General features: G+C 63.7%; 17 protein-coding genes. 14 read left to right on the top strand and 3 right to left on the bottom strand.

Annotation, left to right across the window (positions count from 1 at the left end; all coding sequences use genetic code 11):
• Positions 1-79: 79 nt before the first annotated feature.
• The 6 genes from tilS (at position 80) to ispD (ending at position 6,696) form a co-directional block, all read left to right on the top strand.
• Entirely contained in the window at positions 80-1,363 is a 1,284-nt protein-coding gene (gene tilS, locus ABE459_RS06730; RefSeq protein WP_323830220.1) for a tRNA lysidine(34) synthetase TilS, read from the top strand.
• Positions 1,364-1,632: 269 nt separating this feature from the next.
• Positions 1,633-3,261, top strand: a complete 1,629-nt coding sequence (locus tag ABE459_RS06735; RefSeq protein ID WP_110992406.1) for a CTP synthase — start codon at positions 1,633-1,635, stop codon at positions 3,259-3,261.
• A 3-nt stretch (positions 3,262-3,264) separates the two neighbouring features.
• Positions 3,265-4,110, top strand: a complete 846-nt coding sequence (kdsA, locus tag ABE459_RS06740; RefSeq protein ID WP_125859890.1) for a 3-deoxy-8-phosphooctulonate synthase — start codon at positions 3,265-3,267, stop codon at positions 4,108-4,110.
• Between the two features lie 154 nt (positions 4,111-4,264).
• Positions 4,265-5,554 (top strand): phosphopyruvate hydratase, encoded by a 1,290-nt coding sequence (gene eno, locus ABE459_RS06745; protein ID WP_125465201.1) that lies wholly within the window; start codon positions 4,265-4,267, stop codon positions 5,552-5,554.
• 156 nt (positions 5,555-5,710) lie between these two features.
• Positions 5,711-5,992, top strand: coding sequence for a cell division protein FtsB (gene ftsB / locus ABE459_RS06750; protein ID WP_110992403.1), 282 nt, complete (start codon positions 5,711-5,713; stop codon positions 5,990-5,992).
• Positions 5,989-6,696, top strand: a complete 708-nt coding sequence (gene ispD / locus ABE459_RS06755; RefSeq protein ID WP_125465200.1) for a 2-C-methyl-D-erythritol 4-phosphate cytidylyltransferase — start codon at positions 5,989-5,991, stop codon at positions 6,694-6,696. The genes ftsB and ispD overlap by 4 nt, the downstream gene beginning before the upstream one ends.
• A 131-nt stretch (positions 6,697-6,827) precedes the next feature.
• Here the strand turns inward: ispD and ABE459_RS06760 are convergent, their stop codons facing one another.
• Positions 6,828-7,724: a LysR substrate-binding domain-containing protein gene (locus tag ABE459_RS06760; RefSeq protein WP_125465199.1), complete on the bottom strand. Its 897-nt coding sequence runs from the start codon at positions 7,722-7,724 to the stop codon at positions 6,828-6,830.
• A gap of 108 nt (positions 7,725-7,832) precedes the next feature.
• Between ABE459_RS06760 and ABE459_RS06765 the strand changes: the two genes are divergently transcribed.
• From ABE459_RS06765 to rpoS, 8 genes are all read left to right on the top strand, one after another.
• A complete protein-coding gene (locus ABE459_RS06765; protein ID WP_258706638.1) occupies positions 7,833-8,945 on the top strand; it encodes an S-(hydroxymethyl)glutathione dehydrogenase/class III alcohol dehydrogenase in 1,113 nt (370 codons plus the stop codon).
• Positions 8,946-8,955: 10 nt separating this feature from the next.
• Positions 8,956-9,804, top strand: coding sequence for an S-formylglutathione hydrolase (gene fghA, locus ABE459_RS06770; protein WP_323830219.1), 849 nt, complete (start codon positions 8,956-8,958; stop codon positions 9,802-9,804).
• A 177-nt stretch (positions 9,805-9,981) separates the two neighbouring features.
• Positions 9,982-10,455 (top strand): 2-C-methyl-D-erythritol 2,4-cyclodiphosphate synthase, encoded by a 474-nt coding sequence (ispF, locus tag ABE459_RS06775; protein WP_125465197.1) that lies wholly within the window; start codon positions 9,982-9,984, stop codon positions 10,453-10,455.
• The gene (gene truD, locus ABE459_RS06780; protein ID WP_323830218.1) at positions 10,452-11,510 is read left to right on the top strand and encodes a tRNA pseudouridine(13) synthase TruD; all 1,059 of its coding nucleotides are present in this window, start codon (positions 10,452-10,454) and stop codon (positions 11,508-11,510) included. Before ispF ends, truD begins: the two co-directional genes overlap by 4 nt.
• Positions 11,498-12,247 carry a 5'/3'-nucleotidase SurE gene (gene surE, locus ABE459_RS06785; RefSeq protein ID WP_110992396.1) on the top strand — a complete coding sequence of 250 codons (750 nt, stop codon included), beginning with the start codon at positions 11,498-11,500 and terminating at the stop codon, positions 12,245-12,247. Before truD ends, surE begins: the two co-directional genes overlap by 13 nt.
• Before the next feature lie 38 nt (positions 12,248-12,285).
• Complete coding sequence (locus ABE459_RS06790) at positions 12,286-12,924, top strand: protein-L-isoaspartate(D-aspartate) O-methyltransferase (RefSeq protein WP_189654577.1); 639 nt, start codon at positions 12,286-12,288, stop codon at positions 12,922-12,924.
• A gap of 177 nt (positions 12,925-13,101) precedes the next feature.
• A complete protein-coding gene (locus tag ABE459_RS06795; RefSeq protein WP_323830217.1) occupies positions 13,102-13,959 on the top strand; it encodes a peptidoglycan DD-metalloendopeptidase family protein in 858 nt (285 codons plus the stop codon).
• Positions 13,960-14,064: 105 nt separating this feature from the next.
• Positions 14,065-15,072: an RNA polymerase sigma factor RpoS gene (gene rpoS, locus ABE459_RS06800; protein WP_110992393.1), complete on the top strand. Its 1,008-nt coding sequence runs from the start codon at positions 14,065-14,067 to the stop codon at positions 15,070-15,072.
• Between the two features lie 468 nt (positions 15,073-15,540).
• Here rpoS and fdxA read toward each other — a convergent pair whose 3' ends face one another.
• Positions 15,541-15,864 (bottom strand): ferredoxin FdxA, encoded by a 324-nt coding sequence (fdxA, locus tag ABE459_RS06805; protein ID WP_003252355.1) that lies wholly within the window; start codon positions 15,862-15,864, stop codon positions 15,541-15,543.
• Positions 15,865-16,003: 139 nt separating this feature from the next.
• The gene (gene mutS / locus ABE459_RS06810; protein WP_125859881.1) at positions 16,004-18,577 is read right to left on the bottom strand and encodes a DNA mismatch repair protein MutS; all 2,574 of its coding nucleotides are present in this window, start codon (positions 18,575-18,577) and stop codon (positions 16,004-16,006) included.
• Positions 18,578-18,696: the final 119 nt, after the last annotated feature.

The following is an 18,696-nucleotide window of genomic DNA, read 5'->3' on the forward strand; positions in this document are numbered from 1 at the left end:
GGATCGCGCAATGTCTGAAGCAAGCGCCGTTCCCGTGGGAGCGGGCTTGCCCCGCGATGCTTTCGCAAGTGAGGCCCCGATGCTCAACCTCACCCCTTGGCTAAACGCCCCCGCCTGGTACATCGCCTTCTCCGGTGGCCTCGACTCCACCGTCCTCCTGCACCTGCTGGCCGATTACGCCCGCAACCACCCCGCGCCGCCGCTGCGTGCCGTCCATGTGCATCATGGTCTGCAAGCTGCCGCCGATGCATGGCCCGCCCACTGCAGAACCGTCTGTGATGCCCTGGGCATCGAACTCGACGTCATTCACGTTCAGGTAGGCCAGGGTGCCAGCCTTGAGCAGGCTGCCCGCGATGCCCGCTACGCGGCCTTCGAAAAGCTGCTCGCCCCAGGCGCCGTGCTGTTCACCGGCCAGCACCGTGACGATCAGGCCGAGACTTTGCTGTTCCGTCTGCTGCGCGGTGCCGGGTTGCGTGGCCTGTCGGCCATGCCCGAGGTGCGGCCGCTGGGGCAGGGCGGGCTGGTTCGCCCGATGCTCAAACTGTCGCGCGCGCAATTGCAGGCCTATGCCCGGAGCAAGGGGCTGGTGTGGGTCGATGATCCCACCAATACCGACACCACCTTCGCCCGCAACTACCTGCGTAGCGAGGTGTTGCCGCTGCTGAGGCAGCGCTGGCCCCAGGCCGAAGCGAGCCTGGCGCGCAGCGCCGAGCACCTGGGGGAGGCATTGGGCCTGCTCGATGAACTGGCCACAGACGACCTGGCGACGGCCTGCGGCAATGCGCCGCTGCCCTGGCTCGGGCTGGACTCCCTCGACCTTGCCACCCTCGCGGCGTTGTCGCCAGCGCGCCAGCGCAATGCCCTGCAATGCTGGCTTGGCCGCCGCACCCGGTTGCCCGACAGCCGCCACTGGGCGGGCTGGAACGACCTGCGCGACGCTGCAGCCGACGCCCGGCCGGTGTGGCGCCTTACCGACGGCGAGTTGAAGCGCAGCCACGGACGCATCTGGTGGTTGAGTGGCGAGTGGCAGCGCGCGCCATCGGGGGAGCCGGCCTGGCAGGATCCGACCCAGCCGCTGGCATTGCCGGGCAACGGCCAGGTGCGGTTGGCTGCGCAATCAGTCGCTACGGGCCTGCGCATCGCCTATCGCCGGGGCGGCGAAGTGCTGGACCTTCCCGGTCGTGGCCGGCGCGACCTCAAGCGTCTGCTCAACGAGTTGCAGATCCCGCATTTCGTGCGCCCGCGTCTGCCGTTGCTGTATCAGGGCGAGCGGCTGTTGGCGGTGGCCAACCTGCCCGAACTGGGGGCGGCAAATTGCCAGTTGCACTGGCAGCCGCCGACCAGCGTGCAAGGTTTGAGCTGAAGGGTACATTCCGGTAGACTACCCTCCCTTCTTGATACAACTTCTGTGGGTTCCTCGAAAACACAGGGGTTGCCGATTACCAAGCAGTTTTTTGCTGGGCTGATTCTTAAAATGACGAGCGAGCTCCATGCCGGGGATACCCCTGGTCTGTACAGACGCGGCAGTTGTTCGAGATGCACTGTGATTGACGCAGGTGATCGGGGGCTTCGGCCTTCCTTCGCTTTCTCCGGCGGCGCGTGCCGCCTTAACGCAGACTTCTAGGGTTTTTCATGACGCGCTACATATTCGTCACGGGCGGTGTTGTTTCTTCATTGGGGAAAGGCATTGCCTCGGCTTCCCTGGCGGCCATCCTGGAAGCGCGGGGGCTCAAAGTCACCATGCTCAAGCTGGACCCGTACATCAACGTCGACCCGGGCACCATGAGCCCGTTCCAGCACGGTGAAGTATTCGTCACCCACGACGGCGCCGAGACCGATCTCGACCTGGGCCACTACGAGCGGTTCATCCGCACCACGATGACCCAGAACAACAACTTCACCACCGGCCGTATCTACGAGCACGTGCTGCGCAAAGAGCGCCGTGGTGACTACCTGGGCGCGACCATCCAGGTCATCCCGCACATCACCGACGAAATCAAGCGCCGCATCATCAAGGGCGCCGGCGATGCCGACGTCGCGCTGGTCGAGATCGGCGGCACCGTGGGTGACATCGAATCGCAGCCGTTCCTCGAGGCCATCCGCCAGCTGCGCGTTGAAGTGGGCTCCAAGCGCGCCATGCTGATGCACCTGACGCTGGTGCCGTACATCGCCACCGCCGGTGAGACCAAGACCAAGCCGACCCAGCACTCGGTCAAGGAGCTGCGCTCCATCGGCTTGCAGCCTGACGTGCTGATCTGCCGTTCCGACCACCCGGTCGACGCCTCGTCGCGTCGCAAGATCGCGCTGTTCACCAACGTCGAAGAGCGTGCGGTGATTTCGCTGGAAGACGTCGACACCATCTACAAGATCCCTGGCGTACTGCACGCACAAGGCCTGGACGACTTCGTCGTCGAGCGCTTCGCCCTGCAGTGCAACAGCGCCGACCTGTCCGAGTGGGACAAGGTGGTCGATGCCAAGCTCAATCCTGAGCAGGAAGTGACCATCGCCATGGTCGGCAAGTACATGGAGCTGCTGGACGCGTACAAGTCGCTGATCGAAGCGATGAGCCACGCCGGCATCACCAACCGCACCAAGGTCAACCTGCGCTACATCGACTCCGAAGACATCGAGAACCAGGGCACCAGCCTGCTCGAAGGCGCCGATGCCATCCTGGTCCCGGGCGGTTTCGGCCTGCGCGGCGTGGAAGGCAAGATCACCGCGGTGCAGTACGCCCGTGAGAACAAGGTCCCGTACCTGGGCATCTGCCTCGGCATGCAGGTGGCCGTGATCGAGTTCGCCCGTAACGTGATGGGCTGGAAAGACGCCAACTCCACCGAGTTCGACCGCAACAGCGGCCACCCGGTCGTCGGCCTGATCACCGAGTGGGCAGACGCCACCGGCGCGGTCGAGACCCGTACCGAAGCCTCCGACCTGGGCGGCACCATGCGCCTGGGCGCACAGGACTGCCAGCTGGCATCGGGCTCGAAAGTGCACGACTGCTACGGCAAGGACATCATCACCGAGCGTCACCGTCACCGCTACGAAGTGAACAACAACCTGCTGCCACAACTGGTCGATGCCGGCCTGGTGGTCTCGGGTCGTTCCGAAGACGGCGCGCTGGTGGAAGTGGTCGAGTCCAAGGACCACCCATGGTTCGTCGCCTGCCAGTTCCACCCGGAGTTCACCTCGACGCCACGTGACGGCCACCCGCTGTTCAGCGGCTTCGTCAAGGCAGCCCTGGCACAGAAGAACAAGGCCTGATCCATGACTCAGAAGATCATTCGCGTCGGTAACATCGAGATCGCCAACGACAAGCCGTTCGTCCTGTTCGGCGGCATGAACGTCCTGGAATCCCGTGACCTGGCCCTGAAGGTCTGCGAGGAGTACGTGCGGGTGACCGAGAAACTCGGCATCCCGTACGTGTTCAAGGCCAGCTTCGACAAGGCCAACCGCTCGTCGGTGACCTCGTACCGTGGCCCGGGCATGGAAGAAGGCCTGAAGATCTTCGAAGAGATCAAGCAGACCTTCAACGTGCCGGTGATCACCGACGTGCACGAGCCCTACCAGTGCGAGCCGGTGGCCAAGGTGTGCGACATCATCCAGTTGCCGGCATTCCTGTCGCGCCAGACCGACCTGGTGGTGGCGATGGCCAAGACCGGCGCGGTGATCAACATCAAGAAGGCGCAGTTCCTTGCGCCCCACGAGATGAAGCACATCCTCGCCAAGTGCGTCGAAGCCGGCAACGACCAGCTCATCCTGTGTGAGCGCGGTTCGAGCTTCGGCTACAACAACCTGGTGGTGGACATGCTCGGCTTCGGCATCATGAAGCAGTTCGAGTACCCGGTGTTCTTCGACGTCACCCACTCGCTGCAGACCCCGGGCGGCCGTGCCGACTCCGCCGGTGGCCGCCGTGCCCAGGTCACCGACCTGGCCAAGGCTGGCATGAGCCAGGGCCTGGCCGGGCTGTTCCTCGAAGCCCACCCGGACCCGGACAACGCCAAGTGCGATGGCCCGTGCGCCCTGCGCCTGGACAAGCTGGAACCGTTCCTCGCCCAGCTCAAGCAGTTGGACGACCTGGTGAAAAGTTTTCCGACGGTAGAAACCGCGTAAAGCTCATTTCTCGGGTAAAGTACCGCCCGTTCCAACCCCTGACCTATCGGTCAGGGGCTCCCTTCCCCAGGCCTGCCCGTGCCATGTCGCCTGGTGAACGGCAAGAATTCCCAAAAGTTGCGTTAGTTTCGTCAATTCTGGAGTGCTTACAACAATGGCAAAGATCGTCGACATCAAAGGTCGTGAAGTTCTCGATTCCCGTGGCAACCCCACCGTGGAAGCCGACGTGCTGCTCGACAACGGCATCATCGGCAGCGCCTGCGCGCCGTCGGGTGCTTCCACTGGCTCGCGCGAAGCGCTGGAGCTGCGTGATGGCGACAAGAGCCGTTACCTGGGCAAGGGCGTGCTGAAGGCCGTCGCCAACATCAACGGCCCGATCCGCGAGCTGCTGCTGGGCAAGGACCCGGCTGACCAGAAGGCCCTGGACCGCGCCATGATCGAACTGGACGGTACCGAGAACAAGGCCAAGCTGGGCGCCAACGCCATCCTGGCTGTCTCGCTGGCTGCCGCCAAGGCTGCCGCCCAGGACCTGGACCTGCCGCTGTACGCGCACATCGCCAACCTCAACGGCACCCCGGGCCAGTACTCCATGCCGGTTCCGATGATGAACATCATCAACGGCGGTGAGCACGCCGACAACAACGTCGACATCCAGGAGTTCATGGTGCAGCCGGTTGGCGCCAAGACCTTCTCCGACGGCCTGCGCATGGGCACCGAAATCTTCCACCACCTCAAAGCCGTGCTCAAGGCCCGTGGTCTGAACACCGCTGTAGGTGACGAAGGCGGCTTCGCGCCGAACCTGGCGTCCAACGAAGACGCCCTGGGCGCCATCGCCGAAGCCGTAGAGAAAGCCGGCTACAAACTGGGCACCGACGTGACCCTGGCCCTGGACTGCGCCGCTTCCGAGTTCTACGAAGACGGCAAGTACAACCTGTCCGGTGAAGGCAAGTCGTTCGACGCCGAAGGTTTCGCCGAGTACCTCAAAGGCCTGACCGAGCGTTTCCCGATCATCTCGATCGAAGACGGCCTGGACGAGTCCGACTGGGCTGGCTGGAAAATCCTCACCGACAAGATCGGCGAGAAAGTCCAGCTGGTGGGCGACGACCTGTTCGTTACCAACACCAAGATCCTCAAGGAAGGCATCGAGAAGGGCATCGGTAACTCGATCCTGATCAAGTTCAACCAGATCGGCTCGCTGACCGAAACCCTGGAAGCCATCCAGATGGCCAAGGCCGCCGGCTACACCGCGGTGATTTCGCACCGTTCGGGTGAAACCGAGGACTCGACCATTGCCGACCTGGCCGTTGGTACCGCTGCTGGCCAGATCAAGACCGGCTCGCTGTGCCGCTCCGACCGCGTCAGCAAGTACAACCAGCTGCTGCGTATCGAAGAGCAACTGGGTGCCAAGGCCGTCTACCGTGGCCGCGCCGAGTTTCGCGGCTGAGCAAGAGATGGTAAAAAGGCAGCAGCCGAGGCAGCCTGAACATTCGTACTGAATGTTCAGATGCTTCACACGGGTTTCTGTCGACGAAGCCTGGCCTCGGCCAGGCTTCGTGCTATCGGAAGCTCGCTGCGGCGGCCTTATACCCTGGATATCTTCATGCGCAGTCCCTATTGGTTGTTTCTCGTTCTGCTCCTGCTGCTCGGCGGCCTGCAATATCGCCTTTGGGTGGGTAATGGCAGCCTGGCACAAGTGACCGAGCTCAAGCAGCAAATTGACGAACAGCACGCCGAGAACGAACGGCTGCTGGAGCGTAATCGTGTGCTCGATGCGGAGGTCCTGGAGCTGAAGAAAGGTATGGAGACCGTGGAAGAACGGGCTCGTCATGAACTGGGGATGGTCAAAGAGGGCGAAACCCTCTACCAGTTGCCGCAAAAATGACTCAGCAATTGCCGGCCTTCTGGGCCGTGATTCCCGCCGCGGGCGTTGGTGCCCGCATGGCTGCCGACCGGCCCAAGCAGTATCTGCAGTTGGGCGGGCAGACAATCCTCGAGCATAGCCTCGACTGTTTTCTAGGCCACCCTGCGCTCAAGGGCGTGGTGGTCAGCATTGCCGATCAAGACCCGTACTGGCCCGGCCTGCGCTGTGCCAGCGATGGGCGCATCCAGCGTGCCCCGGGCGGGCGCGAGCGTGCCGACTCGGTGCTCAATGCCTTGCTGTTGCTGCATGCCCAGGGTGCGTCGGACGACGACTGGGTACTGGTGCACGATGCGGCGCGGCCGAACCTGGCACGCAGCGACCTGGACCGGTTGTTGAGCGAGTTGGCCGATGACGCCGTGGGTGGCTTGTTGGCGGTCCCGGCGCGGGACACCCTCAAGCGTGCCGGCGCCGATGGCCGGGTGAGCGCCACGGTGGATCGCAGTACCGTCTGGCTGGCGTATACGCCGCAGATGTTCCGTCTGGGGATGCTGCACCGGGCGCTGGCCGAGTGCCTGGTGTCGGATGTGGCGGTCACCGATGAGTCCTCCGCCATCGAGTGGGCCGGCTACGCGCCACGGCTGATCGAAGGGCGCAGCGACAACATCAAGGTGACCCGGCCGGAAGACCTGGAGTGGTTGCGTCAGCGCTGGGCGACTCGCCGCTAAAGGTCATCTGCCTGTAATGGCCTCTTCGCGGGTTAACCCGCGCCCACAGGACGGTCACTGACGTCAGGTGGGGGGAAATCCTGGGGGGGCGGGTTTACCCGCGAAGAGGCCCGTACAACCAGCCGCTATCATCAGCCCTGCCGATACTCCGGCAACAGCGCCAACCCTTCCTTCAGATAATCCACCAACCGTCGCACCTTCGGCGACAGATGCCGCTGCTGCGGATAAAGCGCCCATACCGCCGTGTTCGGTGGCTGGTGCCCCTCCAGCAACGACACCAGCGCGCCACTGTGCAGATGCTCCAGCACGTAATAATCCGGTAGCTGGCACAAGCCCATCCCCTGCAACGCCGCATCCAGTACCGCCTGCCCGCTGTTGCAACGCCAATTGCCCTGCACCCGCTGGCTGAATTCGCGCCCATCCTGCTGCAGCGCCCACAGGTCGGAGCTGCCGATCAGGCAATTGTGCCGCGCCAGTTCCGACAGGCTGTGAGGGCGGCCATATCGCTCCAGGTAGGCGGGCGAGGCGCACAGGTACATGCGCCGAGGCGCCAGGCGCGTGGCGACCAGTCGCGAGTCCTGCAGGCGGCCCAGGCGGATCGCCATGTCCATGCCTTCATGCAGCAGGTCGAGGGTGCGGTTGCTCAGTTCCACTTCGACCCGCAATTGCGGGTACTGCGCCATGAACCGCGTCACCAGCGGCACGATGAAGCGCTCACCATAGGCAACGGCGCAAGTCATGCGCAGCAAGCCTTTGGGTTCGCTGGCCAGGTCGCCCATGGCGCGCAGCGCCTCTTCACGGCCATCCTGCAGGCGCTGGCAGTGCTGGAGGAAGGTCTGCCCGGCTTCGCTCAGGGTCACCCGCCGGGTGCTGCGGTACAGCAGGCGGGTCTGCAGGCGTTCTTCAAGGCGGGCGATCTGCCGGCTGATATGGGACGAGGACACCCCCAGGCGCTCGGCGGCCGCGGTGAACTGGCCTGACTCGGCGACGGCGACGAACTCGTCGATGCCTTCCCAGCGACTGCTCATGGATTATCCCTGTATGGCAATAATGTTTTTTAGTTGGCCGGATTATTCATCAAATAGGCATGAATTACACTGCGGGACTGATATCGACACTCTGTCTGGAGACCCATGATGATCAAGTCCCGTGCTGCCGTAGCCTTCGAGGCCAAGAAACCCCTGGAAATCGTCGAAGTTGACGTGGCCATGCCCAAGGCCGGTGAAGTGCTGTTGCGCGTGGTCGCCTCCGGGGTCTGCCACACCGACGCCTACACCCTGTCCGGTGCCGACCCGGAGGGCATCTTCCCGTCGATCCTCGGCCATGAGGGCGGGGCGATCGTCGAGGCGGTAGGTGAGGGCGTCACCTCGGTGGCGGTCGGTGACCATGTGATCCCGCTGTACACCCCGGAATGCGGCAAGTGCAAATTCTGCCTGTCGGGCAAGACCAACCTGTGCCAGGCGATCCGCGCCACCCAGGGCAAGGGCCTGATGCCCGACGGCACCAGCCGTTTCAGCTACAAGGGCCAGCAGCTGTTCCACTACATGGGTACCTCGACGTTCTCCGAGTACACCGTGCTGCCGGAAATCTCCGTGGCCAAGATCCAGAAGGAAGCGCCGCTGGAGAAGGTCTGCCTGCTCGGCTGCGGCGTGACCACCGGCATCGGTGCCGTGCTCAACACCGCCAAGGTCAAGCCGGGGGACACCGTGGCCATCTTCGGCCTGGGCGGCATTGGCTTGTCGGCGGTGATCGGTGCGGTCAAGGCCAAGGCCTCGCGCATCATCGCCATCGACATCAACCCAGCCAAGTTCGAGATCGCCCGCCAATTGGGCGCCACCGACTGCATCAACCCGAAGGACTACGACCGCCCGATCCAGGAAGTCATCGTCGACCTTACCGACGGCGGCGTGGACTTCTCCTTCGAGTGCATCGGCAACGTGCAGTTGATGCGTGCGGCGCTGGAGTGCTGCCACAAGGGCTGGGGCGAGTCGGTGATCATCGGCGTGGCCGGTGCCGGCCAGGAAATCGCCACCCGTCCGTTCCAGCTGGTCACCGGCCGCGTCTGGCGCGGTTCGGCGTTCGGCGGCGTGCGTGGCCGCAGCGAGCTGCCGAGCTACGTTGAGATGTCCGAGAAGGGCGAGATCCCGCTGGACACCTTCATCACCCACACCATGGGCCTGGAAGACATCAACAAGGCCTTCGACCTGATGCACGAAGGCAAGAGCATCCGTAGCGTTATCCACTTCTGAGGCCCCTGCCATGACGCTGGAAAACATCTCCTGCCAGAAAAGCTTCGGCGGCTGGCACAAGCGCTACCGGCACAGTTCCAAGGTGCTCGGTTGCGACATGGTGTTCGCCGTGTACCTGCCGCCCCAGGCCGAGCAGGGCGAGAAGCTGCCGGTGCTGTACTGGCTCAGCGGCCTGACCTGCACCGACGAGAACTTCATGCAGAAGGCCGGCGCCCAGCGTCTGGCCGCGGAGCTTGGGCTGATCATCGTCGCCCCTGATACCAGCCCGCGTGGCGAAGGGGTGCCGGGGGATCCGGAGGGCGCCTGGGACTTCGGCCTGGGCGCCGGCTTCTACCTCAACGCCACCCAGCAGCCCTGGGCTCAGCACTACCGCATGCACGACTACGTGGTGGACGAGCTGCCGGCACTGATCGAGGCGCACTTCCCTGCGTCCGATCAGCGCAGCATCAGTGGCCACTCCATGGGCGGGCATGGCGCGCTGGTCTGCGCCCTGCGCAACCCGGGGCGTTACCGCTCGGTGTCGGCGTTCTCGCCCATCAGCAACCCGATGGACTGCCCTTGGGGCGAGAAGGCTTTCAGCCACTACCTGGGCGAAGACCGGGCGCGCTGGCGCGAGTGGGATGCCAGTGTGTTGCTGGCCGAGGCGGGTGAATGCCCGCCGCTGCTGGTGGACCAGGGGGATCGCGACGACTTCCTCGAAAAACAGCTCAAGCCAGAGGCGCTGGAGCAGGCCGCCCGCAAGGGGGGGCATGGGCTGACCCTGCGTTTGCAGCCGGGTTACGACCATAGCTACTACTTCATCGCCAGCTTCATCGATGAGCATCTGCGCCATCATGCGGTGGCACTGGGCAGGGTTTGACCTGGCAGCATGGTGTTGGCTTTTTCGCGGGTAAACCCGCTGCCACAGGGTATCTGCAGCCCTCGGCTTGCAGCGTTCCTTGTGGGAGCGGGTTCACCCGCGAAGGGCTGCACAGCAGCCCCAAGACTGCATGAAAGCAGGTAGAATCACGCCCTGTCTCAATCAGGGCGTTTTTCTATGCGTATTGGCCATGGCTACGATGTCCACCGTTTCGCCGACGGTGATTTCATTACCCTGGGCGGGGTGCGTATCCCCCACAAATACGGCCTGCTGGCCCATTCCGATGGTGACGTGCTGCTGCATGCCCTGAGCGATGCCCTGCTTGGCGCTGCGGCGCTGGGCGACATCGGTAAGCACTTCCCGGACACCGACCCGCAGTTCAAGGGCGCCGACAGCCGCGTGCTGCTGCGCCATGTGCTGGGTGTGGTGCGCAACAAGGGCTGGAAGGTCGGTAACGTCGACGCCACCATCGTCGCCCAGGCGCCGAAAATGGCCCCGCATATCGAAACCATGCGCCAGCGCATCGCCGAAGACCTGCAGGTCGAGCTCGACCAGGTCAACGTCAAGGCCACCACCGAAGAAAAGCTGGGCTTCACCGGCCGTGAGGAGGGGATCGCCGTGCACGCGGTTGCCCTGTTGCTGCCGGTATGAACGAACTGCAACTGCTGGGGCCGCGTGCCTCGGGTGACGCCCTGGGTACTGCGGTGCTCAAGGCGGTGGCCGAAGATTTCCAGGTCGACGAAGTGCTCGACATCCCGCTGTCCGGCCAGGGCGAGCACCTGTGGCTGTGGGTCGAGAAGCGTGACCTCAATACCGAAGAAGCCGCCCGCCGCCTGGCGCGCGGCGCCGGCGTGCCAGTGCGCTCGATCAGCTATGCCGGCCTCAAGGACCGTCAGGCCCTGACCCGCCAATGGTTCAGCCTGCACCTGCCGGGCAAGGCCGACCCTGACCTGTCCCGTGCCGAAGACGAAACCCTGCGTGTGCTCAAGCAGGTACGCCACCAGCGCAAACTGCAGCGTGGCGCCCATGCGGCCAACGGTTTCACGCTGCGCCTGACCGCGCTGCAGGCCGACCACCAGGCCCTCGATGCGCGCCTCGAGCAACTCAAGCAAAAGGGTGTGCCCAACTACTTCGGTGGCCAACGTTTCGGCCATGCTGGTGGCAATGTTCACGATGCCCAGGATTGGGCGACCCGCCAGGCGTTGCCGGAGCAGCGCAACCTACGTTCGCGGTTGCTCTCGGCGGCGCGCAGCTACCTGTTCAACCAAGTGCTGGCCACGCGCGTGGCCGATGGCAGCTGGCAGCGCGCCCAGGTCGGCGACTTGTTGGCCTTCACCGACAGCCGCAGCTTCTTCCCGGCGGGAGAGGCCGAGTGCAGCGATCCGCGCCTGGCCATTCTCGACCTGCACCCCACCGGCCCGCTGTGGGGCGAAGGCGATGCCCCGAGCAGTGGCGCCACGCTGGCGATCGAATCGGCCATCGCCGAACAGCATCCGGCACTGTGCCAATGGCTGGCGCGTGCGGGCATGGATCACGAACGACGCATCCTGCGGCTCCCTATTGGGCGGCTGACGTGGCATTATCCCGAGCCTGATATCCTGCAACTGGAATTCGTCCTTCCGGCCGGATGCTTCGCCACCGTGGTGGTGCGCGAACTCGTCGATCTGGTGCCGGCAGGGCAGACGGACAGCCCATGCGTATTCTGATTTCGAATGACGACGGTGTTACCGCACCAGGCCTCGCCGCGCTGCATGCTGCGCTGGCGGATTACGCCGAGTGCGCGGTGATTGCCCCGGATCAAGACAAGAGCGGCGCCGGCAGTTCGCTGACGCTGGACCGGCCCCTGCACCCGCAGACATTGGCCAATGGCTTCATCAGCCTCAACGGCACGCCGACCGACTGCGTGCACCTGGGGCTCAACGGCCTGTTGCCGCATACCCCTGACATGGTGGTGTCGGGTATCAACCTGGGCGCCAACCTGGGCGATGACGTGCTGTATTCCGGCACGGTCGCGGCTGCGCTCGAAGGGCGCTTCCTGGGTGGAACGTCACTGGCCTTCTCGCTGCTCTCGCGGCAAACCGACAACCTGCCGGCGGCGGCCTACATCGCCCGTCGCCTGGTCGAGGCGCAGGCACGCCTGGAGCTGCCGCCACGCACCGTGCTCAACATCAACATCCCCAACCTGCCGTTGGAGCATATCCGCGGCATCCAGCTCACCCGGCTGGGGCATCGGGCACGCGCGGCGGCACCGACCAAGGTGGTCAATCCGCGGGGCAAGGAAGGCTACTGGATCGCCGTGGCCGGCGATGCCGAGGATGGCGGGCCGGGTACTGACTTCCACGCGGTGATGCAGGGCTATGTGTCGATCACCCCGTTGCAGCTGGACCGCACCTTCAATGACGCCTTCGAGCGCTTCGAGGGTTGGCTGGAGGGCGTGCTCTGATGCGCGAACAGGACGATCTGATGCGCCGAGGTATCGGCATGACCTCACAGCGCACCCGGGAGCGGCTGATCCAGCGCTTGTGCGAGGAAGGCGTGTCGAATACCCAGGTGCTCGACGCGATTCGCCGTACCCCGCGCCACCTGTTCGTCGACGAGGCCCTGGCGCACCGTGCCTATGAAGACACCGCGCTGCCGATCGGCCACAACCAGACCATCTCGCAACCCTTCATGGTTGCGCACATGAGTGAGCTGCTGCTGGAGGCCGGGCCGCTGGACAAGGTGCTGGAGATCGGCACCGGTTCGGGCTATCAGACCGCGATCCTGGCGCAGTTGGTGGAGCGGGTGTTCTCGGTGGAGCGCATCAAAGTCCTGCAGGACCGTGCCAAGGAGCGTCTGGTCGAGCTCAACCTGCGCAATGTGGTGTTTCGCTGGGGCGATGGCTGCGAAGGCTGGCCGGCGCTGGCGCCGTACAACGGCATCATCGTCACCGCCGTGGCGCCGGAGGTGCCCCAGGCACTGCTTGACCAACTGGCACCCGGCGGGCGCATGGTCATCCCGGTCGGGCCGGCAGGGGAGGTGCAGCAGTTGATGCTGATCGTCCGCGAAGAGCACGGTTTCTCGCGCCGCGTGCTGGGGGCGGTGCGCTTCGTGCCGTTGCTCAACGGCCCGTTGGCCTGACAAAACACGGAATATTTGCGCCAGCAGCGAATTCCCGCGGCCGGGCCCTGTCTATCTGGCGGGGTATCTGGCGTTCGCCGGTTCACTACGGGCCACCCCAAGCGAGGCGGCTCGGTTATAATTGCAACATTATTGCATTTTGCATCGTCATCTTTCGGCACCATGAGGGGAGCGCGGGTGGGTCACACAGGCATTGGGCAGCGCAAGGAACGATCGGTTTTGAAGCTTGTGGTGATTGCGCTGGCCATGGGAACCCTGTTGGCCGGCTGCTCCAGTACCGGCTCGAGCGGTGCGCGGGTGGTCGACCGCAACAATGCCGCGCCCAAGCGCCCGGCCGTCACCTCTGGGCAGTACGTGGTCAAGCCCGGCGACACGCTGTTCTCCATCGCCTTCCGCTACGGCTGGGATTACAAGGAGTTGGCGGCGCGCAACAATATTCCCCCGCCCTACACCATTCGTCCGGGCCAGCCGATTCGCTTCAGCAGTGGTGCCGGTGGCAGTACCACGGTGGTCACCAGCAGCCCATCTTCGTCGAGTAAGACCACAGTCATCCGCCGCCCGGCCGGTACCCCGCCGCCGCCGGCGAGCAATGGCAAATCGGCCACTTCGGCGTCTTCGTCTTCCTCGCAAACGGTTGCCCAGGTGCCCGCCGCAGAGCGCGCCGTTGGCGGCTGGACGTGGCCGGCGAACGGCGTGCTGATTGGAAAATTTGCTTCAAACGGCAGTTTGAATAAAGGCATTGATATCGCCGGTGATTTGGGACAGCCTGTTTTTGCTGCCGCTGATGGTGCAGTGGTTTACGCGGGGAGTGGCTTGCGGGGCTACGGCGAGCTGATCATCATCAAGCACAGCGATACCTACGTCAGTGCCTACGGCCACAACCGCAGGCTTTTGGTTCGGGAGGGGCAGCAGGTCAAGGCAGGGCAGACGATCGCAGAGATGGGATCCACGGGCACTGATCGGGTGAAGCTGCATTTCGAGATTCGCCGCCAGGGTAAACCCGTCGACCCACTCCAGTTCCTGCCACGCCGTTGATCTTTGTCCCAGCCTGTTCCTCCGACGTAGAGGGGACAGGCTCCAGCGCTACCACGGAAAGGTGACGCTCGAGTCTGAGTTCGAACTCAGCAAAGGACTATAACAATGGCTCTCAGTAAAGAAGTGCCGGAGTTTGACATCGACGACGACCTGCTCCTGATGGAGACAGGCATCGTTTTGGAAACGGATGTGGTGTCAGACGAACCTGCTGTACCTTCGGTTCGGACCAAGTCGAAACAGAGCGCATCGCTCAAGCAGCACAAGTACATCGATTACAGCAGGGCGCTCGATGCCACCCAGCTGTATCTCAACGAAATCGGCTTCTCGCCTCTGCTCTCGCCAGAGGAAGAAGTGCATTTCGCGCGCCTGTCGCAGAAGGGCGACCCCGCAGGGCGCAAGCGCATGATCGAAAGCAACCTGCGCCTGGTGGTGAAGATCGCCCGTCGTTACGTCAATCGTGGCCTGTCGCTGCTCGACCTGATCGAGGAAGGCAACCTGGGCCTGATTCGTGCGGTGGAGAAGTTCGACCCTGAACGCGGCTTCCGCTTCTCGACCTATGCCACCTGGTGGATCCGCCAGACCATCGAGCGGGCGATCATGAACCAGACCCGCACCATCCGCCTGCCGATTCACGTGGTCAAGGAGCTCAACGTCTACCTGCGTGCTGCGCGGGAGCTGACGCAAAAGCTCGACCATGAGCCGTCACCAGAAGAGATCGCCAACCTGCTGGAGAAACCGGTAGCCGAGGTCAAGCGCATGCTCGGTCTCAATGAGCGGGTTTCGTCGGTGGACGTTTCGCTGGGCCCGGACTCCGACAAGACACTGCTGGACACGCTCACCGATGACCGCCCCACAGACCCTTGCGAGTTGCTGCAGGACGATGACCTGTCGCAAAGCATCGACCAGTGGCTGGGCGAGTTGACCGACAAGCAGCGTGAGGTCGTCGTGCGTCGTTTCGGCTTGCGCGGCCATGAAAGCAGTACCCTGGAGGACGTGGGCCTGGAGATCGGCCTGACCCGTGAGCGGGTGCGGCAGATCCAGGTCGAGGGCCTCAAGCGCCTGCGCGAGATTCTCGAGAAGAACGGTTTGTCCAGCGAGTCCTTGTTCCAGTAACACTGACGTCGCCGCAAAAAACGCCCCGATAATCTCGGGGCGTTTTTGTTCACCCAGGCTAAATGTTTAGTTATCTACCCTTGTGCTATCGCGTGTAAGCGATCGCTTACTTGTGATGTAAGTAATCGTTGTAGGGGTTAGTAAATCAATGTCGTTTCCACTGACGTACTTTTTCTAAATGATTGAATATAAAGATATTTTTCGGTGTTAACGATTGTTGCGCCTGAAATCTCTTGAGAGATTCGTCGCTTGCCGGCGCCGTGGGAATCGCTAGTATTCGAACTGTGCCGACGGACAGGCACAGGTGCTCAGGATGAGTGCCAGGACATCGCAGGAAGCGATTCATCAGGATGATGAGTGGGATATACAGGGACTACGGAAAAAATGTGGGCGGGTCAAACCGCCCCTTTTTTTTGCCCGCTGAAAATGAAAAAAGGCCCATTAAGGGCCTTTTTTGCATCTGGACGATCAGCGCTCCAGATCGGCGATCTTGCCTGGCTTGCCGTCCCACTCTTCAGCGTCGGGCAGAGCGTCCTTGCGCTCGGTGATGTTTGGCCAGATCTCCGCCAGCTCGGCGTTCAGCTCGATGAAGTTCTCCATGCCGGAAGGCACTTCGTCTTCAGAGAAGATGGCCTGGGCCGGGCACTCTGGCTCGCAGAGTGCACAATCGATGCACTCGTCCGGGTGAATCACCAGGAAATTCGGGCCTTCGTAGAAGCAGTCCACCGGACAGACTTCCACGCAGTCGGTGTATTTGCATTTGATGCAGTTGTCGGTGACGACGAAGGTCATTTCTAATTCTCTCCTCAGGCGACGGCAGCTTGCCCTTCCTTCCAGGGCAGCGCGGTTCACGGTGGTGGCTGCAGGCCAGGCTAATAACCTGCAGCGCTCGCGAAACGCGCCGGATTCTACCAGCTTGTGTGGGTGGCCGTTATAACAGGTTCTTCAGTTGATATAGCATTTCGATAGCTTGGCGCGGCGTCATGTCGTCCAGCTCCAGCTTACCCAGCTTCTCGATGGCCGGGTGTGGCAGGCTGGCGAACAGGTCGCTTTGGTGCGGCACGCCCGGCTCGCCCTTGCTCTTGCTGGCAATCGGCGTTTCATGGGGCAGGCTGGTGGTTTCCAGGCGGCCCAGGTGCTCACGGGCACGCTGGATCACCGGCCCCGGCACGCCCGCCAGTTGCGCCACGGCCAGGCCGTAGCTCTGGCTGGCAGGGCCAGGCAGCACGTGGTGCAGGAAGACGATGCGTTCATTGTGTTCGGTGGCGTTCAGGTGCACGTTGGCCACCAGTGGCTCGCTCTCCGGCAGCACGGTCAGCTCGAAGTAGTGCGTGGCGAACAGCGTATAGGCACGCAACTGCGCCAGGCGCTCGGCGGCGGCCCAGGCCAGCGACAGGCCGTCGAAGGTGCTGGTGCCGCGGCCCACTTCGTCCATCAGCACCAGGCTGCGGTCGGTGGCGTTGTGCAGGATGTTGGCGGTCTCGCTCATCTCGACCATGAAGGTCGAGCGCCCGCCGGCCAGGTCGTCGCTGGAGCCGATACGGGTGAAGATGCGGTCGACCAGCGACAGCTCACAGCGAGCTGCCGGCACGAAGCTGCCGATATGGGCCATCAGCACGATCAGGGCGGTCTGGCGCATGTAGGTGGATTTACCGCCCATGTTCGGGCCGGTGATGATCAGCATGCGGGTGCTGTTGTCCAGGCCCAGGTCATTGGCCACGAACGGCGTGGTCAGTACCTGCTCGACCACCGGGTGGCGGCCCTGCTCGATGCGCAGGCAGGGTTCGTCGACGAAGCTGGGGCAGTTCAGGTCCAGGTTCAGCGCGCGCTCTGCGAGGTTGCTCAGTACGTCCAGTTCAGCCAGGGCGGCAGCGCTGTCCTGCAGCGGTGCCAGGTGGCCGATCAGGGTTTCGAGCAGGGCATCGTAGAGCATCTTCTCGCGGGCCAGGGCGCGGCTCTTGGCCGACAGCGCCTTGTCCTCGAAGGCCTTGAGCTCAGGGGTGATGAAACGCTCGGCGCCTTTGAGCGTCTGGCGGCGAATGTAATCGCCTGGTGCCTGCTCGGCCTGCTTGGTCGGCAATTCGATGAAATAGCCGTGTACGCGGTTGTAGCCGACCTTGAGGTTGGCCAGGCCAGTACGGGCTTTCTCGCGGGCTTCCAGGTCGATGAGGAACTGGCCGGCGTTCTCGCTCATCGCCAGCAGCTCGTCGAGCTCGCTGTCGTAGCCGGTCTTGAGCACGCCGCCGTCGCGGATCACCGCGGGCGGGTTGTCGATGATCGCCCGCTCGAGCATGCCGGCCAGTTCGGGGTAGGTGCCGGTGATCGCGGCCAGGCGCGCCAGGTGCGGCGCCTCAAGCTCGGCCATGGCGTTCTGCAGCTCGGGCAGGGCGCCGAGGGCGTCGCGCAGGCGCGCCAGGTCACGAGGGCGGGCGTTGCGCAGGCCGATACGCGCCAGGATGCGTTCGAGGTCACCGATCTCCTTGAGCTGCGGCTGCAGCTTTTCGAAGCGGTAGCCGTCGAGCAGGCAGCGGATCGAGTCCTGGCGCGCCTTGAGTACTTTGAGGTCGCGCAGCGGGCGGTTCAGCCAACGAGTCAGCAGGCGGCTGGCCATGGCGGTCTGGCAACGGTCGAGCACCGACTGCAGGGTGTTGTCGCGGCCACCGGCCAGGTTGATGTCCAGCTCCAGGTTGCGGCGGCTGGCGGCATCGAGGATGACGGTGTCGTCCATGCGCTCGTGGCGCAGGCTGCGCAGGTGGGGCAGGGCGGTGCGCTGGGTTTCCTTGGCGTAGGTCAGCAGGCAACCGGCGGCGCCGATGGCCAGGGTCAGCTTGTCGCAGCCGAAACCTTTGAGGTCCTTGGTTGCAAACTGCTGGCACAGGCTCTTGCGCGCCGAGTCACGGTCGAAGTCCCATGGTGCACGGCGGCGAGCGCCCGGGCGCTTCTCGGCCGGCAGGCCCTGGGGCCAGTCATCGGGGATCAGCAGCTCGACCGGGTTGATGCGCTCAAGCTCCGCCAGCAGGTTCTCCCAGCCCTTGATTTCCTGCACGCTGAAGTTGCCGCTGGTGATGTCCAGCACCGCCAGGCCGAACAGGCGTTCATCGCCCAGCAGGGCGGCGATCAGGTTGTCGCGGCGCTCGTCCAGCAGGGCCTCGTCGCTGATCGTGCCGGGGGTGATGATGCGCACCACCTGGCGCTCCACCGGGCCCTTGCTGGTGGCCGGGTCGCCGATCTGCTCGCAGATCACCACCGATTCGCCGAGCTTGACCAGCTTGGCCAGGTAGCCTTCCAGCGAATGGAACGGAATCCCGCACATGGGGATCGACTGGCCCGCCGACTGGCCGCGGGCGGTCAGGGTGATATCCAGCAGTTTCGCGGCTTTCTTCGCATCTTCGTAGAAGATCTCGTAGAAATCGCCCATGCGGTAGAACATCAGCTGGTCCAGGTGCTGGTTCTTCAGCTTCCAGTACTGCTGCATCATCGGGGTGTGTGCGGAGAGATCAGACATTCAGGGCCTTACAGCGGGTGGTCTGGTGGCAAATTGCGAAACGCGTAATGGTACAGGCTTTTTACGCCTGCTGCAGGGCGTATGGTGGGGCAAAACTACGCGCCTCGGTGTGATTGCAT

The organism is Pseudomonas sp. TWI923 (assembly GCF_039673365.1).
Classification (GTDB): Bacteria; Pseudomonadota; Gammaproteobacteria; order Pseudomonadales; family Pseudomonadaceae; genus Aquipseudomonas; species Aquipseudomonas sichuanensis.